The sequence below is a fragment of the Cryobacterium arcticum genome, from assembly GCF_003185895.1.
GTDB lineage: Bacteria > Actinomycetota > Actinomycetes > Actinomycetales > Microbacteriaceae > Cryobacterium > Cryobacterium arcticum.
Genome location: NZ_QHLY01000012.1, coordinates 1,950,970 through 1,977,759 on the forward strand (window position 1 = coordinate 1,950,970; position 26,790 = coordinate 1,977,759).

A 26,790-nucleotide genomic window follows, 5' to 3' on the forward strand; every position below is an offset into this window, starting at 1 on the left:
ATAAGAGAAGGGCCCGTGCTGCGGCACGGGCCCTTCATCGTTGCCACCAGGACGATCCTCAGGCCCGTCCAATGACCGCCGAAACCCTGTCACCGACGCCGTCCCAGCTGTACAGCTCATTCCACGCCACCGGCATTATCAGCGGTCCAGCCGCTGACTGCTCCACCAAGGTGTCCATTGAGCGAGCCCATTCGTCTGCGCTAGTGGCGGATTCGACGGTGACCCCTGTACCTGATCGGATTTCTTGCACGCTCTCACACCCACTCCACGACGCGACAGGTGTTCCGCAAGCCATTGCCTCTAGCGCCGGAAGGCCGAACCCTTCCAGTATCGATGGTTGAAGCGCTCCCGCGGCTCCCCGGTATAGCGAGGCCAGCTCGTCGTCGCTCAGACCAGTTCGTATGCTCACCCGTTCGCTGACTCCCGCTGCCGCCGCTGCCGCCTCCGCCTGCTCGACATCCGACGTCACCACAATGAGGTCGAAGTTCGGGCGCATTGCCACCGCCTTGAATAGAACGCCCACATTCTTATGCGGTTTGAGGTTACCCACGTATAGGAATGTCGGCAGATCGAAGGAGGCGGTAGGGCCGTCAATCGCGAACGCCCGAGACCGGCCACAGCCAACGACCACGATTTCAACGGAAGCCGTACCCAGCCAGACGGCGATAGCGCGAGCAGACGTCGCAGAGACCGTCATCACCACTCCCGCTTGTTTGATGGCTCTCTTTACAACCGCGTTGTAGTAAAGCGCCTTGGCGAATGACTTTTCCGAGGCTATTTGCAGGTGAATCAAGTCATGAATCGTCAGAATCTGTCGAGCCCGAGTGAACCCCGCGTTGAATCCGGGACTGTAAAGGACGGTGGTCGACGACAGCTTCGTTCGTCGCAGACTGATCACGTCCAAGATGGACGTAGGTGATCCGTTTCCCCCGAGTGCGCGCCAAGGCATGGCCAGTCGAGCCACGACCTCGGTGGCGAATCGACCGATGCCGTGTTCACCGCGCCAGCGGTCATCAACGATCAATTGACCCAATGTGTCCCAATCTTTTCCGCGACTGGACTAGACCACTTGATCTTCGCGATCGCCATTCCATGTCGACATCTTCAAGCGTCGCGTTGGGTTGTGCTAACGACCCCCTGCGGGGAATCGGCACGAAGCAACGCGCACCTGCCCAAGACTACTGCGCACCTGCGCTAGGTTTGTTCAGACCGAAACGGCAAGGCCAGGCACGCAACAAGACCCGTGTCGATCGAAGTGAACGGCGGAATCTGTACATGCGAGTCGGATGGCTTCTACGACCTACCAGCCTCCTCATAATCTCAGTGGCAGTCAGCTTCGCCATGTGGGTAATTCCAGGGCAATCAGAAGAGCTTCGCGGATTCGCTGAACGTAGCACTGTTGGGGCAGGCGGCGCCTTTGTGTTGGCTGGCTGGTACGCGCTGTGCTTGGTTGTCATCTGGGCTTGCATAAAGCTCGGTACGAAAGTACGCACCATCGGGCGGTTCGCGGCTTTCGATCACTCCCCCTCCCTTGAGCGAAGCTTCTTTTGGTTCATTTCAATAGTCGCTTCAGTCGGAATGGTCTACTGCTTAGTTCACATTGCTTTGAACGTGAGCATTATTGATGCGATTCAAAACCAAACTTTCAATAATCTGGCGCACGCTTTGCCTGAAGGAACGGGGATTTCCACGCTCCGCTATGCGACAGCTCTGGCAGCACCAGTAGGCGTCTATCTCTGGCAACGAAAGAACGCTCCGCTTCCTGTTGTGCTCTGGAATGTCTTACTACTGTTGGCGAATGTTGCGCTGGCCTCCCGTCTGTCGTTGATTCTGGCCTTACTCGTATATGTGTTCCTTTTCGTACGAACGAACCGCGGCTTTCGTCTCAAGTGGTGGGTTGCCGTCATCGCGTTCTTCGCTCTCTTTGGAGGATTGACGGCGTTCAACTACGCAAGGAATGCGGGCTACTACGAGCGTCACGGCGTCGAGAATGCAATGGAAATGAATGCCTACCAGCTCGCTGCGTACCTCGGGACGCCAATTCAAGTGTCCCTCGGCGTCGCTGACCAGATTTCTACTGGGAAACTGGCGGTGGCTGGCGACCCGTTTCTCTCCCTGCAAGCGATCGCCCCGACGTTCGTCGATTTCGAGAAGGTGAACCTGGGCACTGGCACTAAAGACGAGCGATACGGATCAGTGAGTGTTGCGGACAATCTGACGACCAACTCCGCTTTTGCAGACACATATGTAAGGTACGGATGGTGGGGCGCTACGTACACGCTCCTGGTGCTCGCACTAGCGGCCTTCGGCTTCGGCGTGTTCGCTCGGTACCGATCCGTTGTTTCGATCTTCGCAGCCGTGCTTCTATACGGCTTCGCGGAGTATTGGCGAATCTTCCTTTTCAATCAAGGAATACTGGTTTTCCTGCTTCTGGTGACGGCGGCGGGCTTGATTGTCTCTCTAGCAGTGAAGGCGGCCCTCGACCGATGGCCCCAGTACCGAGTGCGCCCGTTCACACTTAAGCGGCGTGAAACCCGTGGGACTAGGGCGCGCACCGTGCAGTCGGCGGGCGGCGATAGTCGGCCCCCCTCCCTGCGCCGGGCAGACACCATTAATCCTTCTGATTCCGCCGACGCATCTGAGCGCTCCTAGTGGTCGGCGAGATGGACAAGCGAATAGTATTCATCAGCCATACTCATGCGGGTGGTTTTTTCAAGGTCGGCAGTCATCATCTGGCGCGTGAACTTTCGATACGCGGGTACAACGTCGCGCACATATCGACGCCGTTCTCGACGGCCCACGCGGTGCTAGGTAAGGGAGCCGACGGGCGAGAAGCACAGTCGCTCCTGGGGGCGCTGCGCGATGAGCACGGGGTGCTCCAACTGGTGCCACGAACGATGCTTCCCGCACGACTTTCCACCTCTCGCTACCTCAAGAATGCATTGGGCGACATCGGATTCCTTGGTGCCCGCTTCATGCTCGTAGATCAGCCGCTTATGAGTGCGGGGCCACTCACGCGCTTTGCGGACACAGTTGTCTACAGGCCCACTGACTTGTATCTGGACGGGGCCGCTGCCGCCAAGCAACGCGCCCTCCTGAGGCTCGCTTCAGGGGTAATCGCCACATCTGATGAGGTACTGCAGGCCCTGCCACTGGACAGACAAATACCGCGGATGACTATCGAGAACGGCGTTGAATTCGGGCGATTTGCAGTTTCCCCTGCCGCAGGCCGCTCCGGAGCGGTGTACGTAGGCGCCTTAGACGACAGGTTTGACTGGGACGCTGTCAGACAGTTCGCACTCGCCGCGCCGGATGCTCCAGTGAGGTTGGCCGGCCCTGTCGATTCTGCCCCCTCTGATTTGCCTCCCAATGTCGCGCTCTTAGGGTCTGTTCCGTATTCGGAGGTTCCCTCGCTGTTAGCTCAGGCCCGGGTCGGCCTCCTGCCCTTGTCGGATTCCCCGAGCAATCGTGGCCGTAGCCCCATGAAACTCTTTGAATACCTTGCCGCGGGCCTTCTAGTAGTTTCCAAGGAAACTCCTGTAATTGCCGCCCGCAACCTTCCTGGTGTGAAAACCTATCGGACCGCCGAGGAGGGCGCCCGCATATACGCTACAGAGCACCGTCGTGACGGCACCAACGCAGCCGGTGTAGAAGCAGCTCGCCTTCAGGACTGGTCAGCGAAGGCGGACGCGGTCGAGAAGTTCTGCCTCTCCCTCTAGGCAAGCGTGCAAGTCAGGCCGAGTATCGGCTGCGGCCATCGCTTGCCCGTCGGCACTGTGGCGCTCAGCGTACCTCATCGCGTCATGCGCCCTACATCCTGTAGCGCTTTACGCCACAGCTCTCTCTTCATTCGGGGTAGTGGTGCCGTGGGATTGGTGGCTAGTCATAAACCGTCTCTCAACGATCAAATGGAATCCGTACGCACACGCCAGCGATAGCGGGAGTACGACGACAACCATTACCAAGAAATGCACGCCGATCGGAAGCCCTATCGGCAACAGCAGAAGGTTGCCCAGTCCCAGAAGCGGGCTGTGAATGAGGTAGGCGCTGTAGGACCAGGTGCCGATCCACACGAGGGGACGGGATTCCAGCACGAGGTGAGCGGGCGTCTTGGACCCACTCAGACTCTTCTGCGAGAGCCAAACAAGCGCGAGCGCCACGACGACACCCAGGGCGGTCTCAGATAGCCACGCCCGGCGCTCAGCAATATCGTTTGCGAACATGATTACTACGATCGAAGAGATACTGAGGACTGCAACGGAGAAGCCTAGGTGGGGAACTCTGATGCCACGGACGACGATGTAGGCAGCCGCCATCCCGAATGCAAAGAGACCAAGGAACCAGAAATGCGCACCATCTAGGGATGGAACCGAAAGATGGATCCCCCACCCGGCGATGACCGCGACCGCCACTGCAACCACGCCGCCGAATTTGCGCCATATCGGCAAGAGGAGGAACGGCATGGCGAAATAGATTTGCCACTCCGTGGCTACCGACCAAGCAGGGCCATCAATCTGAAACACCGTTTCCCCGGAAAGATTGTGAAGAAGTAGGAAGTGAGAAACTACGCCCCACGGCGTCACCGGGATCTTGCTGTCCCAGACTGTTCCGCCTGGATGTTGTAGCAGCGGGACCGCCCATATCAAGAGCAGGAAGAGAGCGATCGCCGCGAAGTAAGGCGGCAGGATGCGCTTTGCTCTGCGCTTGAGGTATTCCAGGGAACCGGAACGGAACTGCAGATCGTCACGCCGAGCAACCGGCAGCATCAGCACAAAGCCCGATAGAACTATGAAGACGGGGACTGCAAACTTGCCAAGACGCAACACTTCCAAGATATCAGGCAAGGCTTGAGTTGATCCCGTAAGACCCGTGAATACGTAGGTGTGGAATAACGCCACTCCGAGAGCAGCAATAGCCCTCAAACCGTCCGCGAATTGGAAATCCAGGCGGGCGGGCGGATTGTTTTCTTGCATGGAGAAGAGCCTGCCATGCTTCTGGCGCGCAGCATTGCACCTGAGGCGAGGGAGAGGTACCAGCCGCGCTTGCGCGATAACCGTTGAGTCAGCCCGCCGTGGGGAAGAGGGTCTCACAGACAACATAGTGCTCAGAGACATACCGAGGGTCGAGAGATCCATTCGGCTCGCACGCTTCCTGAGTGATTCTGAAAACTGTTCAGTGGGGCCGCCGAGTAACGCGCCGGTAGACTGCGCGATGTTCCCGTGCAGCAAAACTCCATTGTCTTCGCTCCGAGAACGCTCGGGCTTGCACGTCATCGGGTTCGGCAATCAGTCTGTCCAACGACAAGGCGGTGAGTTCACCTTCGTATCGGCGAATCCAATAATCTCCGTACTCTGCAGCGAGAGCTCTCGACGCAGAGCTCTCTCGTAAGGCGACAGGGCGCTGTAGCGAGAGTGCCAGAAGGACCACCCCTGAGTTGTAGAGGTCCGCGTACGGCACGACGACGAGGTTGGCGGACTGGATTCTCTCGACGAGTTCTTCAGAATCCAGCCGTTTGAGAATGATGCTCAATCGGGACGGATGAGCTTCAGCAATCGACCTAAGCTCCTTAGCGTAATCCGGTTCAGACGGGGCTCCAGCAATTGTGAGATGAGGATAGCCCAAGTTGACCGCAGCGTTCGCGACCTCGTCGAAGCGTTTGTACCGACGGATCACTCCGAAACACAGTATCTGGTTGATCCCTAAGGGTGCCTCCTCTAGAGTTCCGAGGGCCTCTAGCCACGGGGCGTAATCACTATGCGGAATGACCACGTCGCCGTCACCGCGCACTCCATCTTCGTCTTCACGATCTGAAAGCCAGATCCGCGCCGTGACGAGCCTTTCGAACAGCTGCAGAAGAGCCTTGTCAATGCGCTCAACCTGGAAATGGGCGTTTCTGTTGTGCATGGTTCTTACTACAGGAACGCGCTTGCATCGCAGCCGGACAAGTGCCAGGAAGAACAACGTCCGAACGACAAGTCGCCGAGCAAACGTTGGTTGGGTAATCAAGTGTTCCGGCCAGTGAACGTGAAACGCGTCGTACTTTCCGGTTAGAAGGACGCGCCAGGTGAAACCGACAATCACAATATCCGGGCGCACAGATTGAGCCAGAAGGTCTATGTACGGGTTGTCCTTCCAGTTGGTCTCTCTTGTGTCAAACAGCACCCGGACCACGTCTTTCACTTGAGCCTCTTCTCTCTCCGCAGCCCACGGCGGCTATACATTGCTGGAGAACTCCAGTCTCCCAGTGAAAGCGGAGCGTCATATCCGGAGGCCGTCAGTCTTCGACTATCTCGGTCTCGCGGGTCTGCCCCGGTGTCGGCGAGCATCCTTGCGCCTTTCGGAGGGTAAACAATGTGCGGCCAAATCCAGGTTGTAGTGTTGAAATTGAATCCGATTGGGGCTTCGGTGATACCCATCGGAATCTGCCCGCACGAAAGGCAAGTTACTTGATTGAGCTGTATTCCTGGAATCCGGGTCGCCCGCTTCTGCCTGGACTCTTGGGGCGCCGCCTTGCCAGGGCGGGTTACTCCGGTGCTCCTGTTAACAACTTCGGTGATCTACTCGGCCCCGAAATCGTGAAGAGAGTCTTGGCGAGCGAGGGTCTTGAAGCCGGCGACGCACAAGCGAACTCGCGCCTCTTTAGTATCGGTTCCGTGTTGCACTTCGCAGCCGACGGAGACACCGTCTGGGGTACGGGGCGAAATGGTAAAGAAACCAACGCCACGCATCACTTCTCCGAGCTGGATATTAGAGCAGTTCGTGGACCACTCACGGCGAAATTTCTTCAAGGACGTGGGATATCCGTCCCAACAATATTCGGCGACCCCGGGGTTCTAACTGCACAGTTCTTCCCCGAGCTGTCACCTGTTCCGGGCCAGAAGAAGCATGCCGTGACGATCGTGCCGAACCTCAACGACTTCCCAAAATACAGACGACAGGACAACGTACTCGATCCGCGGACTCCGCTCGCGGACTGCATAAGACGTATTGCCAATAGCGAACTGGTCGTGGGATCGTCTCTCCACGGAATAGTTGTCGCCGAGTCTTTCGGCGTAGCGGCTCGACTTGTCGGCTCTAGTCACGAGTCAGAATTCAAGTATGAAGACTATTACCTAGGCACCGGTCGCGCCATGCCCAAGACTGCGTTGAGCGTCGACGAAGCCCTCCAGCTAGGTGGAGCTGAACCCTTGGCCTATGACCCCACCGCGCTTCTAGGGGCATTTCCGTTTGACCTTTGGGATCACGGGGTTGAAGTTGCGGTCCAAAAACGCTCGTAGTTTCAGCAACGAACAGGCTGTCAGTAGGATTGGCCCTGCGCATACGGTTCATGAGAACGCGGATGGGCCCAGTGAGTGCCGTGTGGGACATGCAGATTGTTGCCTGTCGACAGAAGTGCTCCGATTAGGGATAGGAAAGTGTGCTGTTAAGCGACATCGATTCGGAATATCTTCGCGGCCTTCGGGACTCCACGGGAGTTACCTTACGCGAGGCAATCGGCGACATGATCGACGTCGCACTTCTGGACGCACCTAACCAAACCAATGTGGGGGATTCCCTGATCTGGGCTGGGGAAATGGCGTACCTGCGCCGTTTGGGTCTCAGACTTCGATATGTCTCAGACTTGAACACTTACGATCCTGCGGAATTGCGTCGCGCTATGCCATCCGGTGTCGTGCTCCTTCACGGCGGGGGTAACTTCGGAGATCTGTGGACCGGACACCAGAACCACAGGGAACAAATCGCCAAGGATCTTCCCGACTATCGAATCGTGCAACTTCCGCAGTCGATCTACTTCCAGTCACCTGAGCGCGCGGCTCTGGCTAACGCGATTATCGGTACTCACCCCGATTTTCATCTCCTGCTACGTGATTCGCTGTCAATCGAACGCGCAAAGAACGTTCTGCCCAACCTGACTCCGATCTTTTGTTACGACATGGCTCTGGGTTTTGAACCCCCCGCTGGTCTGCAGCCCGCCCCCGGCCAGTCCCTCCTCATCATCGCTCGCCAGGACAAGGAAGCGATGTCTGGACTCCACACAGTCGGTGCCGGTTGGGTTCCCGGGCTTGACGCTACCAACACGGACTGGCATAGCGAGGGTTGGTTGGCTGTTCGGTGGCGCTTCGCGCGAACAGCGATGAAGCTCCACCATCGTCTTGTACGGTACCGTCGGCGGATCAGGCTAATCCCGGTCTATCCGCAATGGGCTGTGCAGCGGTTGATCGTTTCGCTAAATGACATCAATATTGAAGGGGCCCTTCGCCTGTACGCGACGGCGCGCGTCGTTGTGGTCGATCGACTGCACGCCCACGTGCTGGCAATCCTTCTCGGAATCGACCACGTTGCTTTGGACAACAACTACCGGAAAATCGGTGCTGTTTTCGAGGATTACACTGGAAAATTCACGACTGCGAAGTACGCCACGGACCTCGACATCGCTCGAGGCTACGTCGAAGAACTAGTAGCGCCCTAGTGCTTGCCTTTATCACCACCCTCCGGCACCCACAAAACTCGGTGGACTACGGTCGAGTAGAGGCCCTTCTGGACGACACACTGAAATCAGTGGCGCAGCAAACCTCCGACGATTACGTCATCATCATCGTGGGCAACCAACGGCCAGGCTTCCCGCTTCCTGAACGCGCCCACTTCGTGCAGGTCTCATTCCCGCCTCCGGCACCGCCGACCGGTGCGCGCACTGCGCGGGAACCCTTCGTTTGGGACAAGGGAACAAAGCTTGGCATTGGCTTAATCGCCGCGCTGCCGTTCTCCCCAACACACGTCATGAGCTTCGATGCCGACGACTTTGTGCATCGTGATCTCGCTAGCACCGTTCACGACTATCCGGAACACAGCGGCTGGGTCGTTCGAGAAGGCTGGATGTACTCTCGCGCGCGAAATTCCTATGTCGCGCAGAGGCAGTTCAATCGCGCCTGCGGCACGTCCTTCATCATCCCCTTTGAGGCATATGGCGTACCCGCCAACTTGACCATTTCAGCATCGCAAGAGCAAGTCGCTCTTGCATTTGGGGAGCGCCTGAACGCCATTATGGGCGCACACCGGAACGCCGAGACGTGGTTCCAGAAGCACGGGCGGCTGTTAGAGCCCTTCCCGTATCCGGCGGCTGTGTACCATGTTGACACTGGTGAGAATCACTCCGGTAAGACCCTCCGCGGACTTGCCCATCCTCTCAACGCGAAAATCCAACGGGAGTTTGGACTGCGCCCCACGCGTGGGCCAATCTCGACAGTTTGGTCGGCCGTTGGCCCACGATCGGTGTGGGAGGAGATCGCGCATTTCGGCCACCGCGTGCTAAGGCGAGTGACCAAGGCGAGGTCTCGATCGTGACACTCCACGTCGCTGGCGATCAGGCAACAAAGCGATGACTGACGACGGCCTCCGCCGAAAAGCCACGCAGTCGATCGGCTGGATCGTCCTGGAACGATGGACATCTCGGCTGCTGGCGCTCATCGTAATCGCCGTTTTGACCCGTCTTCTTTCACCTGAAGATTTCGGTCTTGTTGCCATGGCAACGGTCGTCACAGCCATATTGCAAGTCTTCGTCGAAGCAGGATTCGTGACGGTCCTGGTCCAAAAAAGGGAGCTTTCCCCTAAGGACTCCTCGACAGCGTTCTGGACATCGGTGACCCTCAGCGTCGTCCTGTATGCCGCGTTGTTCCTAACGGCTCCACTCCTCGCGGGTATGTTCGGCGAACCAGATCTCACGGGCGTCTTGCGAATCATGGGACTTGGCCTGCCGATCTCTTCGCTGGCCCAGGTTCCAGCTGCGCTGCTTGAAAGGTCCTTTGGTTTCAAGTCGCTTGCAATCCGACAGGTCATCGGGGCGTTGTGTGGCGCCGCTGTCGCAATTCCTATCGCCTTCAGCGGCGGTGGAGTTTGGGCTCTCGTCGCGCAGGCGCTCGTAACGAACACCGCGTCCGTTGTCGTTTTGTGGTCAGCTACGACATGGCGCCCGAGCTGGGAATTCTCCTTCGCCTCCTTGCGATCGATGTGGACCATGGGGGTTCGCATCATGGGAATCGGGCTTTTGGACGCCCTCCAGCAGAACATTGACAAGCTTATTGTCGGCGCATTCTTCAGCGCCCAGGACCTGGGCTACTACTACCTCGCCCAGCGCATCGGTACGATACTGATCGAACTGGTCACGACAGTGATGTCCAAAGTGACGCTCACTACCTTCTCAAAAGTGCAGGACGACCTACCTCGACTCAATCGCATCTTCCTCCAGATGACATTCGCATCCGCCGCCATCGGTGTGCCGATGTTCGGACTCGTGGCGGTGCTCGCAGCTCAGATCGTCCCCTTCGCTTTCGGGACTGGATGGGACGAAACTGTACCGATCATGTGGATCCTCGCAGGCGGATGGGCCTTCGGCGCCGTGATGTACTTCGATCGCAGTGCCTTCTTGGCGATCGGGCGAGCGAATGTGGCACTGTGGGTGGCCGTACTCCAGAACATAGTTGGCGTGCTTCTCGTGTTCGCATTTGTACCTTTCGGAGTATTCGGGGTCGCGTTCTCTCGCTGGTCGAGGATTGCGACGTGGCCGGTCCGTATTTGGGCGCTTCATCGCTTGATTGGGCTTCCCATTTGGAAGTATCTCGGACAGGTCTTTCGATGCGTGTTGGCGATGATCCCGGTCGTCCTGGCGATCGCTTTCCTGCAAGGTACCGCTTGGGCCAACAGCGACCACGCGTTCTGGACATTTGCCGTGCCCCTCGGAGCCGGCGGCCTTGCGGTATACGCCTTGCTCCTGTGGGCCTTCGCGGGCAACGAAAATCGCATGGTCCTGCGACAGCTTGCAATTCCTATCCAGAATCGAATCGTCCGCAGACGGTGAGCCTGCGAACGGTGCACCGACAACGTCCGTTACACCCAAGTGCGTCTATCCCCTAGAGAGGATTAGTTCCGACTCGTTCCTGAACAACCGCACCACCTCTTCCGCGTGTTGCCGGGTTGTATGCACGACGTCCCTTTTCACCGGCGCATCGCCGACGAACAGCGGACACATATCCCAGTCATTGCAGAACCATGACCGAATGTTGATGAATCCCGTCAATTCGGAGTGCGTGACGCGAGTGTCTCCGCCGTGGCACGGTGCTGGGCGGGAGTACGCCGAATCCACCGGAACCTAGCTCAGCAGCCATCAACTGCTACCGAGGAATCGTGGAGCTTTGGTCGGGCCCTAGGGTTAGTACTATGGAACACAGCGCATGAAGCTATCGGTAATTGGATGCGGCTACCTTGGGGCGGTGCACGCGTCGGCCATGGTGGAGCTCGGTCATGACGTCGTGGGCATCGATGTGGACGCCGACAAGATCGCACAACTCGCACAGGGCCGCCCGCCGTTCTTCGAGCCGGGCCTCTCCGAGATCCTGACCTCCGCGACCGCCACCGGCCGACTGCGCTTCAGTACCGATATCGCCGACGCTGCCGGCGCACAGGTGCACTTCATCGGCGTGGGGACCCCGCAGAAGGCAGGAAGCCACGCGGCGGACCTCACCTATGTGGATGCCGCCATCACCGGGCTGCTGCCGTACCTCGCCGAAGGCGACCTGGTCGTGGGTAAGAGCACGGTGCCGGTCGGAACGGCCAGCCGCCTTGCTGACTTGATCACCGAGTCGGGTAGCGGCGCGTCACTCGTCTGGAACCCTGAGTTCCTGCGCGAGGGCTTCGCCGTGCAAGACACCATCAGCCCCGACCGCCTTGTCTACGGCGTCGCGCCGGGCGAAGCGGGCGAACGATCCGTCGCTCTGCTCAACGAGGTCTACGCCTCCGCTATCGCCGCTGAGACCCCACTGGTGGTCACTGACTACGCGACCGCCGAGCTCGTCAAGGTTGCCGCGAACGCTTTCCTCGCCACGAAGATCAGCTTCATCAACGCCATGGCAGAGATCGCCGAAGTCACCGGCGCCGATGTCACCCAACTCGCCGACGCCATCGGCTTCGACGCGCGGATCGGCCGTCGTTTCCTCAACGCGGGGGTCGGCTTTGGCGGCGGCTGCCTGCCCAAGGACATTCGGGCGTTCACCGCTCGGGCCGAAGAACTCGGCCGGGGCGAGTCGGTGGCGTTCCTGAAAGAGGTCGACCAGATTAACCTGCGCCGGCGCTCGCACGTGGTCGACCTCGCCACCACGGCGCTCGGCGACCGGCTGCACGACGGCAAGGTCGCGGTGCTGGGCCTGAGCTTCAAGCCGCACTCCGACGACGTACGCGACTCCCCCGCGCTCGACGTGGCCGTGCAGCTGCACGGCCTCGGTGCCGATGTGCTCGCGAACGACCCTAAGTCGATCGAGAACGCGCAGGCGAAGCACCCGCAGCTCCGCTACTCCGACGTCATCGCCGACACCCTTCAGGATGCAGACCTCGTGGTGCTCGTGACCGAGTGGCCCGAATTCGTGGAGATCGACCCGGTCTGGGCTGCCACCCTGGTGAAGACCCGCATCATCATCGACGGCCGCAACGCTCTCGATGCCGCCGCCTGGCGCGCCGCCGGCTGGAGCTACACCGGAATGGGCCGGTCGTAACGACAGTTACGCGTACCTCGCCGGCCCGGATGATCATCCGGGCCGGCGTTTTTTCACCGCTTGGACGACGGGGAAGTCTCGTCGAACACGTCGCCCACGGCGAGCGCCCGCTCAAGGGCTACCGTGTCGGGCAACGCGATGCGGGAGCGTCGCGCCCACTGCCAGTGGTGCCGCCTCGGTGACTCCCCCGTCCGCAAGCGCCGCGAACAACTGGGGATGTCTCCCGCAGTGCCCAGAAGTGGGGGTGACCGCCGGCCGCGTTCAACGCCGGCGCCGACGCACCCGCCAATAGTGTGTTCAGGGGCCATCCCAGGCGGTGGTCCCTGAGCGCTCTTCGGCAGACGGCAACATTGACGTTGCCCGACTGCCGGACTCCTTATGGCGGGTTGGTTTTTCGTGGTGTTCTCGAGTCCTACCTTTTTGTTCCTCTTCCTTCCGTTAACCCTCCTGGGCTACCATGCCATTCCGGTCCACTGGCGGCGGGGCCGGAACACCTGGCTCCTGGCCGCGAGCGGCCTGTTCTACCTGTGGGGCGCCGGCAGCGCCATCCTCGCCATTCTGTTAGTGAGCGTGTCAAGTTTCGGCGGCGCGTACATCGCCTGGCTGATCATGCGTCGCGCCCGGCCGAACTATCGGGATAGGGAAGCCCGCAAGATCACCATCCCATCAATGGTGACCCTGCTGATCATCCTGGTGCCGCTCATCGCCTTCAAATACCTGCCACAGATATCGACCCTGGACATACCCCATATCTCGAGCCGGTTGATGAATATGGGCGCCCAGAGCTGGGCGCTGCCGCTGGGGATCTCGTTCTTCACCTTCCACGCGCTCTCATTCGTCATCGACTCCGCCCGGGCCGGCCGGCCACTCACGACCTCGTTCCCGTCGTACCTGCTCTACCTGTTCGTGTTCCCGCACCAAATCGCCGGCCCCATCGTGCGGTACGCCGAGATCGGCGCGCAGATCCAGGCCGTGCGGCGCATCACCGCGAAGCAGATGGGCTACGGCATCACCCGGTTCACCTGGGGGCTGGCAAAGAAGGTGCTCATCGCCGACAACTGCGGGCTGGTCGCCAACGCGATGTTCGACAATGTGAGCAATCCCAACCTGATGTCGGGAACGGGTGCCTGGCTCGGCGCGGTGGCCTACGCGCTGCAGATCTACTTTGACTTCAGCGGCTACTCCGACATGGCCATCGGGCTGGCGCAAATGTTCGGTTTCCAATTCCCGGAGAACTTCCGCTCCCCCTACACCGCGGCCAACATCACCGACTTCTGGCGCCGCTGGCACATCACCCTCACCAAGTGGTTTAGGGACTACGTCTACATCCCGCTCGGTGGCAACCGCCGCGGCGTCTGGGTGGAATACGGCGCCCTGCTCCTCGTGTTCCTACTCACCTCGCTATGGCACGGCGCGCTAGCCGGATTCCTCGTCTGGGGTGGCCTGCACTCGGCAGCGCTCCTGCTGGAGCGGGTGACGGGCCTGCGCAATATGCGGTCGCTGGTGGTACTTCGCCGAGCGGTGACCCTGTTGTTCGTCATCGTGGCCTGGGTGCCATTCCGGGCGCTCGAGATGCCCACGAGCATGGCCATCTGGCGGGCGATGCTGGCCGGGCCGTGGGATGCCATCTCCCCCACGCTGTTCGTCGCGCTCACCCCGTTCACCATCGCTGCGATGGCGACAGGTGCGCTGAGTTTCGTGATGCCGTCACGTCGCACCGGTTTTCACACCGTCTTCGGGCAATCCGAAACCGGCACCCTCACCGCCTTCCGGTGGAAGACCGCGTGGGTGCTCGTGCCGCTCACCCTCGTTGTGACCCTGTCGATGGTGCTGCACTCCAATTTCAGTCCCTTCCTGTACTTCCAGTTCTAAGGCGCCCTCGTGACTCAGCCCAACGAAACCGCACCAGTGACCGGCAACATCCGCGGATGGCGACGCTGGGGCCTCACAGCCCTGATCTCTGGGTTCAGCGTGGCTCTGCTCGCCGTCTGGCTGGTGCCGGGCAACACCGCCGGAGCGGAGAACCGCACCCTACTGCCCTGGCCTGTCTTGTCCGCGGCGTCGGCGGGTGACGCCGCCACCTATCGGGGCATCGAAGCCGCGCTGCGGGACCGGCTCGGCGCCCAGGCGGCGGTCTCGGAGGCGTTGGGCGATCTGACAGTGCACGGGATCGGGCGTAGCCCAACCGCCTCGGTGATCTTCGGCAGCGACCACCAACCGTTTTACACCGAGGACTTGTTCCGCCCCTGCCGGGAGACCACCGATTCTCTGGGCGTTGTGAAGGCGGTGCTCGAACAGGACCAGGCGGCGATGGCCGCGGCCGGCAAGTACGTGCTGTTCATGGTGGCGCCGGACAAGACATCCGTTCGTCGTACGGGGATCGACGGTCTCTCGCCGACCTTGCTGCGCTGCAGCGATTTTGTGCGCGAGCACTTTGAGAACTGGGAGGCAGAGGGCGGCCTGCCGCTGATCACCCTGCACGCGGCCGTTGCCGCCCGCGACACAAAGGCCGATCCCGCCTACCTCTGGAACGACACGCACTGGAGCGCGTCCGGTTCGCTGGCGCTGAGCAACGCGCTGATGCAACGCCTGGTCGCGGATCACCAGGCGCCGCCGGCCATTATGGATGATCTCACGCATCCCGTCTTCAGCGACCCGGCTCCGTACGTGGGCGATCTCAACCACATGATGGGGGTGGAAGACACCGACTACAAAACTTCGGCGTCGTTCGACCGGCCGAACGTGATCACTACCTCGGCATCGAGCATCGGGGCGGGCGGCTCGCCGCTGCTGCATTTCACCTCTGAATCGTCATCCAGCCCGCTGGTGCCCGGCAAGACCCTGCTGATCGGCGACTCCTTCCTGATGCACGAGATCCCGACCCAGCTGTCGAATTTCTTCGCGGACGTGACGATGACCGGCCTGAATGAATCGGGTCAGGCCGGCGAATACGACCGGGTGATCGTGGAACGCGTTGAGCGCTACAGCAGCAGCGGGGATTGGCCCTCGCTCGCGTCAGCGCTGAAGTAGGCGCCCGGCCGACCTGTCATCAGCGTCGGGGCTTGCGGATGCGATGTTGCAAGGCGGACTGCACCATCGGCCATTCGTTAGCGAGGATGGAGAAGACCACAGTGTCGCGCAGCGTGCCGTCCGCGGACCGCGCATGGCTGCGCAGGACGCCGTCCTGCTTGGCCCCGAGGCGTGCGATCGCGTCGCGCGACTGGTGGTTGAGCCAGTGCGTGCGGAACTCGACGGCCGGGCAGCCGAGCGTTTCGAACGCGTGCCCGAGCAGCAGCAACTTCGAGTCCGGGTTGGTGCCGCTGCCGTGCGCCGACGCCGCGTTCCAGGTCGAACCGATCTCCACCCGCGGTAGATCCGCGTCGATGTTCATGTAGGTGGTCATGCCGATGATCCGGCCCGCTGCCCCGGTGGCCGGGTCACGCAGGCGGGTTGTGAAGGGGAGCATCGACCCGGCGTCTTGCAGAGACAGGCGTCGGTCGATCTCGGCGCTCATCTCGTCGGGAGCGGGCACACTGGTGTACCAGAGCTTCCACAGCTCACCATCGCGCACCGCGTCGACGAGGCCGTCGTGGTGGCCGGGGCGGAGCGGTTCGAGCACAACATGGGTGCCCACGAGTGTTATGGGCGACAGAACGGTAGTCATCCCTCGAGTCTGCCGAACGTCGCCGGGTGTGGCCGAGGCCAGTGGGCACTGATTCTGCTGGACCAGTGCCCCGCTGCTACTTGGTGTCGGGGCGCGTGTCGTGGCCGGCCGGGCCGTCGTCGCGGCCGAGGTGCTTGTCGGCCGTGTCGCGGGCGTTCTGGATCTTGTCGGCGTGCTTGTTTCCGGTGACCTTGTTCGCCACGGCCGCGCCGCCGTCGAGTACCTTGTCGCTGATCTCCTCGCCCTTGTCAGACTTGAGGAACTCCTGTGCTTTGCGGGTGATGTCGTTGAGGTTCATGTCGGTCTCCGATCCGAGTATGTGGTTACGAGGGTAGTTCCGGTTGCGGGGTCTCGACAAGCTCGACCAGCGAACAGGGGCACGACGATCGGAAGGGCTCGACGGACGCACGGCTCATCCGGTGACGAGCGGGGCTCGACCAGAGGTCATGACTAGGGCGACGTCAGAATGCGGAGCTCTCTGCGCATTCTCAGCGCTCGCAGGCGATGCCGTCTTTGTCGCGGTCGCTCTTCTTGTTCGCCGTGTACAGCGGCGTCGAGAAGACGGGGCGCTTCGTGAAGGCTCGTTTCTTGCCGTTCACCAGGTTACCGGTGACACCTGCCCTGGCGACCCCGCCGGGGTACTTTGCGTTCAGGGCGGTGCAGTTCTTGAACACGGTGACGGCGACCTTGCTTGCTGTTGAGGGCCCGGCATGAGTGGCGGCAGTCGCGGGAGAAGCTCCGGCGCTCAGCCCCAGGCACAGCACTACGCCGACTGAGAAGACCATAAGGCGGTCTCCACGTCGGCCGGAAATGGCAAGGCTGGTGTTTCTGTTGCGCATGGGTCCCCCAGGGCTCACGGGCGCCGGTGGTTTGCGCCCTAGTAGACAGTAGCGGGTCACGGGGTCTCGACAAGCTCGACCAGCGAGACGGTCTGGGGGCCTCGACCAGCGAGACGGTTGCGGGGTCTCGACAAGCTCGACCAGCGAGACGGTCTGGGGGTCTCGACAAGCTCGACCAGCGAGACGGGTGCTGGGGTCTCGACAGGCTCGACCAGCGCGGGGGGGGTCTTAACGGCAACAGGGCCGGTCCCGAAGGACCGACCCTGTTGTTCTGGACTAGCTCAACGAGTGAGCAGGTCTAGTGAATTACTTGAGAACCGTGATGACGGTTCCGGCGCCGACGGTGCGGCCACCTTCACGAATAGCGAAGCCGAGGCCCTCTTCCATGGCGATCGGCTGGATCAGCGCGACAGTCATTTCCACGGTGTCGCCAGGCATGACCATCTCGGTGCCCTCGGGCAGCGTGATGACGCCGGTGACGTCGGTGGTGCGGAAGTAGAACTGCGGGCGGTAGTTCGCGTAGAACGGGTTGTGACGCCCACCCTCATCCTTTGACAGGATGTACGCGGTGCCCTCGAAGTCGGTGTGCGGCGTAACCGAACCCGGCTTGACGACAACCTGGCCGCGCTCAACGTCTTCGCGCTTGGTGCCACGAAGAAGCAGACCACAGTTCTCGCCGGCCCAAGCCTCGTCGAGCTGCTTGTGGAACATCTCGATACCAGTGACCGTGGTCTTGATGGTCGGGCGGATGCCGACAACCTCGACCTCGGAGTTGATCTTGAGGGTTCCACGCTCGGCGCGGCCGGTGACAACAGTTCCACGACCGGTGATCGTGAAGACGTCCTCGATCGGCATCAGGAAGGGCTTGTCCTTGTCGCGGACGGGCTCCGGGAAGTAGTCATCCACAGCCTGCATGAGCTCGAGGATCTTTGCAACCCACTTGGGGTCACCCTCGAGCGCCTTGAGAGCGGAAACCTGAACGACGGGGGCGTTGTCGCCATCGAAGCCCTGGGCGGAGAGGAGTTCGCGAACCTCGAGCTCAACGAGCTCAAGGATCTCTTCGTCGTCAACCGCGTCGGACTTGTTCAGTGCGACGAGCAGGGACGGCACGCCGACCTGCTTCGCGAGCAGAACGTGCTCACGGGTCTGAGCCATCGGGCCGTCAGTAGCGGCAACCACGAGGATCGCGCCGTCCATCTGAGCAGCACCGGTGATCATGTTCTTGATGTAGTCAGCGTGGCCGGGAGCGTCAACGTGTGCGTAGTGACGCTTCTCGGTCTCGTACTCAACATGCGAGATGTTGATCGTGATGCCGCGCTGGCGCTCTTCGGGAGCGGAGTCGATCGACGCGAAGTCGCGCTGAACGTTGGTTGCGGAAGGGAACGTGTCGGCGAGGACCTTCGAGATCGCTGCCGTCAGCGTGGTCTTTCCGTGGTCAACGTGACCGATCGTTCCGATGTTTACGTGCGGCTTGTTCCGCTCGAACTTGGCCTTGGCCACTGTGGGTCCTCCTCAGGACTCTCGGCTCCACCGGACGTTGGTTTACGCCCGGTGGAACTGCTGGATTTGTGTACTTATGTTACTCGGGCCTGGGGGCCTAAGCGATTCGGCCCGAAGGCCGGTGGGTTACTCGCCCTTGTTCTTCTGGATGATCTCGTCGGCAACAGCCTTCGGGACCTCCTGGTAGCTCTCGAAGGTCATCGAGTACACCGCGCGGCCCGAGGTCTTGGACCTCAGGTCGCCGATGTAACCGAACATCTCCGACAGCGGAACGTTGGCGCGAATAACCTTCACGCCCTGGGCGTCCTCCATGGTCTGGATCTGGCCACGACGAGAGTTGAGGTCACCGATAACGTCACCCATGTATTCCTCAGGGGTGCGCACCTCGACGGCCATCAACGGCTCGAGAAGAACGGGGTTTGCCTTACGAACGGCTTCCTTGAAGCCCATCGAACCGGCAATCTTGAACGCCATCTCCGAGGAGTCGACGTCGTGAGCGGCACCGTCAAGCAGGCTCGCCTTGACGCCGACCATCGGGTAACCGGCGAGCACACCCACGTGGAGGGCATCCTGGATTCCGGCGTCAACCGAAGGGATGTACTCACGCGGGATACGACCACCGGTGACCTTGTTCACGAACTCGTACGACTTGTCGGCAGTGATTTCAAGCGGCTCGATCGCGATCTGAATCTTCGCGAACTGGCCGGATCCACCGGTCTGCTTCTTGTGCGTGTAGTCGTGACGCTCGACGGCCTTCTTGATCGTCTCGCGGTAAGCAACCTGGGGCTTGCCGACGTTCGCCTCAACGTTGAATTCACGCTTCATGCGGTCGACGAGGATGTCCAGGTGAAGCTCGCCCATTCCCTTGATGACCGTCTGACCAGTTTCCTGGTTCTGCTCGGTACGGAAAGTGGGGTCTTCTTCGGCCAGCTTCTGGATCGCGAGACCCAGCTTTTCCTGGTCCTGCTTGGTCTTCGGCTCGATGGCAACTTCGATCACCGGGTCGGGGAACGTCATCGACTCGAGTACGACCTGGTGCTGCGGGTCGCTCAGGGTGTCGCCGGTGGTCGTGTCCTTGAGGCCGATGACCGCGTAGATGTGACCGGCGGTAACGAAACTGACCGGGTTTTCCTTGTTGGCGTGCATCTGGAAGATCTTCCCGATGCGCTCCTTCTTGCCCTTGGTGGAGTTGATGACCTGCGCGCCGGTGTCCAGGTGACCGGAGTAGACGCGAACGTAGGTCAGACGACCGAAGAACGGGTGCACGGCAACCTTGAACGCGAGAGCCGTGAACGGCTCCTCTGACGTGGGGTGGCGCAGTACAACGATTTCTTCGTCACGCGCGTCGTGGGCCTCGATGGCCGGCACGTCGAGCGGGGTCGGCAGGTAGTCGACAACGGCATCCAGCATCGGCTGCACGCCACGGTTCTTGAACGCGGAACCGCAGAGGACCGGGTAGATCTCGCTGGCGACGGTGAGCTTACGGATCGCGTGCTTGATCTCGGAAACGGTGAGCTCTTCGCCGGAGAAGTACTTCTCCATGAGGTCGTCGTCGGTCTCGGCGACGGTCTCGAGAAGCAGCTTGCGGTATTCCGCAGCCTGCTCGACGAGGTCTTCGGGGATCTCTTCGATGGCGTACTTGGAGCCCATCTCGACGTCACCCTTGGAGTCGCCGCGCCAGGTCAGCGCACGCATCTCGACCAGGTCGACAACACCTTCGAAGGTGTTCTCGGCGCCGATCGGGAGCTGGATGACCAGCGGCTTGGCGCCGAGGCGCTTGACGATGGTGTCGACGGTGTAGAAGAAGTCGGCGCCGAGCTTGTCCATCTTGTTGACGAAGCAAATGCGGGGCACGTCGTACTTGTCGGCCTGGCGCCAGACGGTTTCGGACTGGGGCTCAACGCCCTCCTTGCCGTCGAACACGGCAACCGCGCCGTCGAGAACGCGGAGCGAACGCTCCACCTCGACGGTGAAGTCCACGTGGCCAGGGGTGTCGATGATGTTGATCTGGTTACCGGCCCAGAAACACGTGGTGGCAGCGGACGTGATGGTGATGCCACGTTCCTGCTCCTGTGCCATCCAGTCCATCGTGGAGGCGCCATCGTGCGTCTCACCGATCTTGTGGTTGACACCCGTGTAATACAGGATGCGCTCGGTAACGGTGGTCTTGCCGGCATCAATGTGGGCCATGATGCCGATGTTGCGGACCTTGCTCAGGTCGGTGAGCACGTCAAGTGCCACGGGTGTCCTCCGGAAGTGTTGAAAGAAAGGTGAGGTTGAACAGGCCTTGCGCCGGTCGAGCGTGTCGAGACCAGGGTCTCGACAAGCTCGACCAGCGGAAAGTGACTACCAGCGGTAGTGAGCGAAAGCCTTGTTCGCTTCAGCCATCTTGTGAGTGTCCTCACGACGCTTCACAGCGGCACCGAGGCCGTTGGACGCGTCGAGGATCTCGTTGGTGAGGCGCTCGGTCATGGTCTTCTCGCGACGCGCCTTGGCGTAGCTGGTCAACCAACGCAGCGCGAGGGTGTTCGCGCGGTGCGGCTTGACTTCGACGGGCACCTGGTAGGTGGAACCACCGACGCGGCGCGAACGCACCTCGAGGGTCGGGCGCACGTTGTCGAGTGCCTTCTTCAGCGTGACAACAGCATCCGCACCGTTCTTGGCAACGACGCCTTCGAGTGCATCGTAAACGATGCGCTCGGCGAGGCCCTTTTTGCCGTCGAGGAGGATCTTGTTGACCAGCTGGCTAACAATGGGGGCGCCGTATACCGGGTCAGCGATAACGGGACGCTTGGGCGCTGGGCCTTTACGAGGCATTACTTCTTCTCCATCTTGGCGCCGTAGCGGCTACGAGCCTGCTTGCGGTTCTTGACTGCCTGGGTGTCCAGTGCGCCACGAACGATCTTGTAACGAACACCGGGGAGGTCCTTAACACGACCGCCGCGAACGAGCACCATCGAGTGCTCCTGCAGGTTGTGGCCTTCACCGGGGATGTAGGCGGTGACCTCGGTACCGTTGGACAGCTTGACGCGAGCAACCTTGCGGAGAGCCGAGTTCGGCTTCTTCGGGGTGGTCGTGTACACGCGCGTGCAAACGCCGCGCTGCTGGGGGTTGGACTTCAGGGCGGGAGCCTTGGTCTTGGTGACCTTGGGGCTGCGTCCCTTTCGCACCAACTGCTGAATGGTGGGCACTAATAACTCCTTGTTTTTGCTGCACGGTGACAGCTGACTGATGTCAAAGCATTCGAATCGCACTTCGCAGTGCTCATCGAGTTCATCTGGACCCTCCGGACATCACGAACTCGCGTTCGATCGTTCTGGTGGGTATGCCGTGGGGGCCGCTCGGAGAGCAAACCCTGCTTGCGTGGAGTGTCGGGGCGTCTGAAGTGCAACCCGATGTTGGAACAACGAAGCGGCATAACTGAAGCGCACGACAAAGCGCACACCGGTCAATGCTAACCCCGCCGGGGGTGTGGGTCAAGCGGATCCGATTCCGGCGACATGAGCGAGACGCAACTCACCGACTGTGCGGGTCAAGCGTGCTACCCAGGTCGGCCAGGAGCGCCTGCACCTGCGGTTCCACGAACCGGGCGATGGCGTTCTGCAGCTCGTCTTTGTGCCCGGCCAGCACCGCGCACACCCGCCGGCCCACGATCAGCGCGTAGTCGTCGGCGAGGCGCATCTCCACTCGCAGCGACGCCTTCTCTTCGATGCTGAGCGGCGGCGGAACGAGCTCCGGGTCGTCGGCGCTGAGCGGCTGCACGAACTCTTCGAAGGTGAACAGGTAGGGCGAGTCCGGTTCGCTGGGCGGCGGGTCGAGCTCGATGCCGTCGAACTCCGGGCCGAGTCCTTCCAACGGGTGGTACGCCTGCGCGGCCCGGCGCAACTCGATCAGCCCGAGTTCGCGGTGCAGCATCGGCAGGTTCTGCGCGGTGTAGGTTTCGACCTCGTCTTCGATGAGCGTCTTCACTCGCATCGAGAGCGGATGCTGCACCGCGTGCGGCACATCCGTGTCGAGGCCGGCGGCCTTGAGCACCGGGGAGCCGAAGCACTGCTGGCAGAGTCTGGAGCGTGCCCGGTGCGTGCCGGGCCGCCACCGCGGAACCCAACGCAACCAGGCCTCGACCTCGCGGCCGACCCGCGACTCGATGGATGCATCCATGGCTGTCAAGTTTAGTCCGTGAGGGCCGGCCAGTCACCAGATTTCGACAAGCTCAACCAACGGAGTGGTCACGACCATCTCGTTGGTCGAGCTTGTCGAGACCCCGTAAGCCGACCCCTGAACGAACGTCACGAGGTTTCGACAAGCTCAACCAACGGAGCGGTCGCGATCCGGAGGAATGGTCACGAGATCTCGACAAGCTCGATCAGCGGAACGGGCTCGATCAGCGGAGTGGGCTCGACCGGCGGTGGGGAGCGTTCTGCGGGACTAGCCGAAGTAGCGGTCCGGGCGGTGGTTCATGGCGATGATCATGTTCAGGATGACCGCGCCGACCACTGAGAGCAGCACCATTGGCACCGGCAGGGTGGCGAAGGCAGCGAGCACGATGAGCACGTCGACGACGAGCTGCACGTAGCCGGCACGCCAGCCGCGGCTCTGCTGCAGGTAGAGCGCGAGGATGTTGACCCCGCCCAGGCTGGCCTGGTGGCGGAACAGCACGATCAGGCCGATTCCGGCGAGCAGGCTGCCCAGGATGGTGGCGTAGACCGGGTCCATGTGCCGGATCTCCAGCAGCAGCGGGTGCACCTCGGAGAACAGCGACACCATCACCACGGCGGCGAGGGTCTTGAGGGTGAAGCGCCAGCCCATGCGGCGGATCGCCAGCACGAAGAAGGGGATGTTGACGAGCACGAACCAGACGCTGAACGACCATCCGCTCACGTAGCTGGCGAGAAGCGCGATGCCGGCGGTGCCGCCGGTGGCGACCCCCACCTCCTTGAGCAGGTAGAGGCCGAAGGAGACGGCGAACGTGCCGATGAACAGGGCGACGATGTTCTCAAAGCGACTGTGCGGCACCCGCTGCGGACCCTCGGACGGGTCGACGATCGGGGCGGGAACCGTGCGCGTCACGCGCGCAGCTCCAGGAGATAAGTGGCACAGGTCATTACGCCATGGTACTCAGCGCAGGGTCAGCCCAACGCCGCGGGCTTTTCGGGCACAGGACCGGGCCAGGCGCCGTACCGCTCGGCGAGGTCGTCGACCGACAGTTCGAGCTTCGGGCCGGGCTGGTCGGTCCAGCCGAGTTCGGCGGCGGCCGGCGCGAGGTCGAGGGCGGAGTCTCCGTCGAGGAAGCCGACCGAGACCACGGTGGTCGGTTCTTCCACCGTGACCGACCAGGCCTGGGCGAGGGTGTAGTCCAGCAGGGCGGGCAGGTCACCGGCGTAGCCGGCCTCGAGGTTGAGGCCGGTGGTGAGTTCGATCTGGGAAGGCAGGCCGTTGGGTCCACTGGTCACGATCGCGTCGAGCACCCCGGGCACCGACTTGAGGTCGGCGACGGCAGCTGACCCCTTGCGCTCAGCGCCGGTGCCCGCACCAGCGGACGGCTCGGTGTCGGCGCTCTGACCGAGGCCCAGGCATCCACTGAGCACTACCGATCCGGCCAGTCCGAACAACAGCACGGTGGCGATACGTCTGAATCTGCGTTGGGGGTGGGCCATGGCTAGCGTTGTGCTCCGTAATCGGTGGTGGTCGTGGGTCCGGACCCGTTGAAGAATCCGTCGGCCGATTCCGACCAGGCAGTGACGCTGGGGTCGGTGGATGCGTCGACTTCGGCCGCCGTGATCGCGTACCGGTTGGAGTTGTGCGCACTTTGATCGCCGGCCATGCCCACGGGAACGCCCTTGTCGCTCGGCAACGAGGGTGCGTCGGCATGTACGGTGCTCCAGTTGGCGGAATCCGGGTTGCTGTTGCCGTCGAGTTTGGCCACCGGGTCTTCGTCGAATTCGAGCGAAAGCACCTGTACGTCGCTGGGGATGTCGAAGTTGGCGATGGGCGAACCGCCGGTGGCCACGTGGGTGATGTTGTAATCGAGGCTGGGGTCGGCGGCCATCTGGCCGGCGACGATACCGCCCAGGCTGAAGCCCTCGAGCATCACCGGGTTTTCCGAGGTGATGCCGGCTTCCTTCATCGCGGCATCAACCGCGCTGGAGAGCGCGGTCTGCTGGGCGAGCATGGCGTGGGTGTCGCTGGTGACGTCGTTCGGGGTGCTGCCGGCGGTCGGGTCCCAGGACTGGGTGCTGGGAATCTGCACGATGAAGCTGGGCGGGTTGCCCGGTACTTCGGTGATGCGGATGCGCGCGAAGCTATCTGTGTCGTCACCGATGGCGTCGAATTCGTCGATTTGGGCCGAACCCTCGAACAGGGTGCTCAGATTGGTGGGCGACACCACTTCCTCACCTACGATCGCAGGCGGTTCGAAGAGGTCGCCGCGGTCGAGCAGCTGGCCGTCGTTGAAGTGCCCGCCCTGGTTGCCGGCGCCGATGATGGCCTGGAGCGCCTCTTCGTAGGTGTTCGGCGGCCACGGCACCCCGGTGAGTTTCTCGAGCAGGGCGTTGGTGCCGGCCAGGCCCAAGATCACAGTGAGCGGCAAGGTCAGGCCGGTGAGCAGGCCGGGCGCGCCCTGCGCGATGAGGTCGACCACCCACGCATTGTCGCCGGCGAGCTCGTTGAGTTGCGCCAGTTGATCGGCGAACGTTTCGTCGACCGCGTCTTGAGCCGCATCGACGTCGTAGGCCTCGATAGTGTTCGCAGCCAGGGTGCCGAGTGCGAGGCCGGGGTTGAGCAGGGTGGCGGGGTTGGCGAGGGTCTTGTCGATCCCCTCGCCGAGGGCGTTGACCCCCTCCGCCAGGTACCCGCCCACGTAGACTCCGGCCACATCGGCCAGCGCCAAGACGCCAGCGCCGAGGGCGAGGGGCACCGCCATGACGCCCAGGAAGAGCGTGCCGGTGTTCACGGCCGCGTTGGCGAGGATCGTGAGGCTGGCGTCGACGGCCTCATAGGCATCTACCGCCCCGGCCAGGAACACGGCGGTGACGCCGGCGTCGGTGGCGAAGAGGAGCATCTGGCCGGTGGCGAAGATGATCTCTTGTTCGGCGGCCGCGGCGGTGATCGGCGAGAGGATGGCGGAGGCCAGCAGGTTGCCGTCGACGGCGATGCCGGCCGCGGCTGTGGCCTGGTCGACGAGCTGCTCCGACATGGCCCAGAGCTGCGCCGACTCGGTGCGCATGTCGTCGAGGTGCGCGCCGATGCCGCCCGCTCCCCCGGAGACGGTGATGCCGCCCGAGTCAGCCACGGAGTACCCCGACGAGTGAACCGATCGCGGTGGTGACCTGACCCACGATGGCGGCCGGACTCGTGGTAGCGATGCGCACCCGGCTGGAGTCGACGAAGTCGATGCTGGATTCGATCTGGCCCACCAGGGGGGTGTCGGCGCTCAGCTCGAACCAGCCGCCGGGGCTGCGGAACCAGTGCACGGCGAGAGTGTCGCCGGTGAGCGATGCGGCAACGAGGCTGTAGCCGGCGTCGATACCGAACGCTGCGCGCCCAACGACGGGCTCGGCGCGCGGCAACCCGACCTTCAGGGCGGCGGCGTGGATGATCTCGGGGTCGCCGGTGCGGATGGCGCCGATCAAGCCCTGGGCGAGGGTGAGCGGCAGCACGGCGACGCCGGCGGGAGACGGCGCCGGCTGTGCGGGTGTGCCATGCGGTTCGAGCCGCACCAGGGAACGCAGCGTCTCGGTGATCAGTGCCGTGACCGGGAAGGCGGAGAGCTCGACGGCGTCTTCGTTGACGGGGTGGCTGCCGTGGTCGTCGAGGCGTTGGCCGCGCACGAGCGACGCGGCGAAACCGGCACGCACGGCGATGGTCTGCACGATGGTGCGGCCGCCGCCCCAGGAGTGCACCGCCATCAGCAGGGCCGGCTCGGTGAAGAGGCCGAGGAAGCCGAGCACGGCCGGGTGCATGCGGGCAGAGAAGTCGTCGGCAGGGTCGGGATCGACGTCGGCGCTGCCGGCCGGAGCGGCGGCGCTCGCACGGAGCAGGCCCTGGTCGATCAGGCCCAACTCGGCCACGAGCATCCGTTCGGCGCGTTCGTCTGAGGTGACCGCTGTGCCCCACTCGGAATGGAATTCCGGCGGGAGGGTGATGCCAGGGCAGCGGGCCTGCATCAGCTGTAGCTGGTCGACGGTGAGGCCGAACCGGGCCGGAGTCGTGGGAGTGGTGCGGGGAGCATTGGTCGTGAAAGCCATGG

General features: G+C 62.1%; 24 protein-coding genes. 9 read left to right on the forward strand and 15 right to left on the reverse strand.

All coding sequences use genetic code 11. The features are described 5' to 3' along the window. Positions 1-58: 58 nt before the first annotated feature. Complete coding sequence (locus CTB96_RS18990) at positions 59-1,024, reverse strand: glycosyltransferase family 4 protein (protein WP_110128318.1); 966 nt, start codon at positions 1,022-1,024, stop codon at positions 59-61. A gap of 299 nt (positions 1,025-1,323) precedes the next feature. Between CTB96_RS18990 and CTB96_RS18995 the strand changes: the two genes are divergently transcribed. Beyond that, positions 1,324-2,652 (forward strand): hypothetical protein, encoded by a 1,329-nt coding sequence (locus tag CTB96_RS18995; RefSeq protein WP_146215860.1) that lies wholly within the window; start codon positions 1,324-1,326, stop codon positions 2,650-2,652. After that, a complete protein-coding gene (locus CTB96_RS19000; RefSeq protein WP_110128320.1) occupies positions 2,652-3,719 on the forward strand; it encodes a glycosyltransferase family protein in 1,068 nt (355 codons plus the stop codon). Before CTB96_RS18995 ends, CTB96_RS19000 begins: the two co-directional genes overlap by 1 nt. A 108-nt stretch (positions 3,720-3,827) precedes the next feature. On the opposite strand, the gene CTB96_RS19005 is transcribed toward CTB96_RS19000, so the two are convergent. Both CTB96_RS19005 and CTB96_RS20405 read right to left on the reverse strand, forming a co-directional pair. Then, positions 3,828-4,973, reverse strand: a complete 1,146-nt coding sequence (locus tag CTB96_RS19005; RefSeq protein ID WP_181397340.1) for an acyltransferase family protein — start codon at positions 4,971-4,973, stop codon at positions 3,828-3,830. Positions 4,974-5,172: 199 nt separating this feature from the next. Further along, the gene (locus CTB96_RS20405; RefSeq protein WP_146215862.1) at positions 5,173-6,180 is read right to left on the reverse strand and encodes a glycosyltransferase family protein; all 1,008 of its coding nucleotides are present in this window, start codon (positions 6,178-6,180) and stop codon (positions 5,173-5,175) included. Between the two features lie 266 nt (positions 6,181-6,446). On the opposite strand from CTB96_RS20405, the gene CTB96_RS19010 reads away from it, so the two are divergent. From CTB96_RS19010 to CTB96_RS19040, 7 genes are all read left to right on the forward strand, one after another. Continuing rightward, positions 6,447-7,277, forward strand: coding sequence for a polysaccharide pyruvyl transferase family protein (locus tag CTB96_RS19010; protein ID WP_181397341.1), 831 nt, complete (start codon positions 6,447-6,449; stop codon positions 7,275-7,277). 224 nt (positions 7,278-7,501) lie between these two features. After that, the gene (locus CTB96_RS19015) at positions 7,502-8,470 is read left to right on the forward strand and encodes a polysaccharide pyruvyl transferase family protein (RefSeq protein WP_146215863.1); all 969 of its coding nucleotides are present in this window, start codon (positions 7,502-7,504) and stop codon (positions 8,468-8,470) included. Then, entirely contained in the window at positions 8,470-9,342 is an 873-nt protein-coding gene (locus CTB96_RS19020; RefSeq protein WP_110128324.1) for a glycosyltransferase family 2 protein, read from the forward strand. Before CTB96_RS19015 ends, CTB96_RS19020 begins: the two co-directional genes overlap by 1 nt. 34 nt (positions 9,343-9,376) lie before the next feature. Beyond that, entirely contained in the window at positions 9,377-10,852 is a 1,476-nt protein-coding gene (locus tag CTB96_RS19025) for a lipopolysaccharide biosynthesis protein (RefSeq protein WP_110128325.1), read from the forward strand. Between the two features lie 373 nt (positions 10,853-11,225). Next, positions 11,226-12,539, forward strand: coding sequence for a UDP-glucose dehydrogenase family protein (locus CTB96_RS19030; RefSeq protein ID WP_110128326.1), 1,314 nt, complete (start codon positions 11,226-11,228; stop codon positions 12,537-12,539). A 378-nt stretch (positions 12,540-12,917) separates the two neighbouring features. Then, the gene (locus CTB96_RS19035) at positions 12,918-14,411 is read left to right on the forward strand and encodes an MBOAT family O-acyltransferase (protein ID WP_110128327.1); all 1,494 of its coding nucleotides are present in this window, start codon (positions 12,918-12,920) and stop codon (positions 14,409-14,411) included. A 36-nt stretch (positions 14,412-14,447) separates the two neighbouring features. Further along, positions 14,448-15,569 carry an alginate O-acetyltransferase AlgX-related protein gene (locus tag CTB96_RS19040; RefSeq protein ID WP_181397342.1) on the forward strand — a complete coding sequence of 374 codons (1,122 nt, stop codon included), beginning with the start codon at positions 14,448-14,450 and terminating at the stop codon, positions 15,567-15,569. 19 nt (positions 15,570-15,588) lie between these two features. Here CTB96_RS19040 and CTB96_RS19045 read toward each other — a convergent pair whose 3' ends face one another. The 12 genes from CTB96_RS19045 to CTB96_RS19100 form a co-directional block, all read right to left on the reverse strand. Beyond that, positions 15,589-16,203: a GNAT family N-acetyltransferase gene (locus tag CTB96_RS19045; RefSeq protein WP_110128329.1), complete on the reverse strand. Its 615-nt coding sequence runs from the start codon at positions 16,201-16,203 to the stop codon at positions 15,589-15,591. Positions 16,204-16,279: 76 nt separating this feature from the next. Continuing rightward, positions 16,280-16,501 carry an Rv0909 family putative TA system antitoxin gene (locus tag CTB96_RS19050; protein WP_110128330.1) on the reverse strand — a complete coding sequence of 74 codons (222 nt, stop codon included), beginning with the start codon at positions 16,499-16,501 and terminating at the stop codon, positions 16,280-16,282. Between the two features lie 190 nt (positions 16,502-16,691). Then, positions 16,692-16,988 carry an excalibur calcium-binding domain-containing protein gene (locus CTB96_RS19055; protein ID WP_110128331.1) on the reverse strand — a complete coding sequence of 99 codons (297 nt, stop codon included), beginning with the start codon at positions 16,986-16,988 and terminating at the stop codon, positions 16,692-16,694. A 360-nt stretch (positions 16,989-17,348) separates the two neighbouring features. After that, entirely contained in the window at positions 17,349-18,542 is a 1,194-nt protein-coding gene (gene tuf / locus CTB96_RS19060) for an elongation factor Tu (protein ID WP_110128332.1), read from the reverse strand. 126 nt (positions 18,543-18,668) lie between these two features. Beyond that, entirely contained in the window at positions 18,669-20,783 is a 2,115-nt protein-coding gene (gene fusA, locus CTB96_RS19065) for an elongation factor G (RefSeq protein WP_110128333.1), read from the reverse strand. 105 nt (positions 20,784-20,888) lie between these two features. Beyond that, entirely contained in the window at positions 20,889-21,359 is a 471-nt protein-coding gene (rpsG, locus tag CTB96_RS19070; RefSeq protein WP_066597688.1) for a 30S ribosomal protein S7, read from the reverse strand. After that, complete coding sequence (gene rpsL / locus CTB96_RS19075) at positions 21,359-21,733, reverse strand: 30S ribosomal protein S12 (RefSeq protein WP_055811472.1); 375 nt, start codon at positions 21,731-21,733, stop codon at positions 21,359-21,361. Before rpsL ends, rpsG begins: the two co-directional genes overlap by 1 nt. Before the next feature lie 325 nt (positions 21,734-22,058). After that, complete coding sequence (locus CTB96_RS19080) at positions 22,059-22,703, reverse strand: spermidine/putrescine ABC transporter substrate-binding protein (RefSeq protein ID WP_110128334.1); 645 nt, start codon at positions 22,701-22,703, stop codon at positions 22,059-22,061. A gap of 267 nt (positions 22,704-22,970) precedes the next feature. Next, entirely contained in the window at positions 22,971-23,612 is a 642-nt protein-coding gene (locus tag CTB96_RS19085; protein ID WP_248283453.1) for a YitT family protein, read from the reverse strand. Positions 23,613-23,671: 59 nt separating this feature from the next. Then, positions 23,672-24,199, reverse strand: a complete 528-nt coding sequence (locus CTB96_RS19090; protein ID WP_110128335.1) for a hypothetical protein — start codon at positions 24,197-24,199, stop codon at positions 23,672-23,674. A 2-nt stretch (positions 24,200-24,201) separates the two neighbouring features. Then, a complete protein-coding gene (locus CTB96_RS19095) occupies positions 24,202-25,833 on the reverse strand; it encodes a hypothetical protein (RefSeq protein ID WP_110128336.1) in 1,632 nt (543 codons plus the stop codon). Further along, complete coding sequence (locus CTB96_RS19100) at positions 25,826-26,788, reverse strand: hypothetical protein (protein WP_110128337.1); 963 nt, start codon at positions 26,786-26,788, stop codon at positions 25,826-25,828. The genes CTB96_RS19095 and CTB96_RS19100 overlap by 8 nt, the downstream gene beginning before the upstream one ends. Positions 26,789-26,790 lie beyond the last annotated feature (2 nt).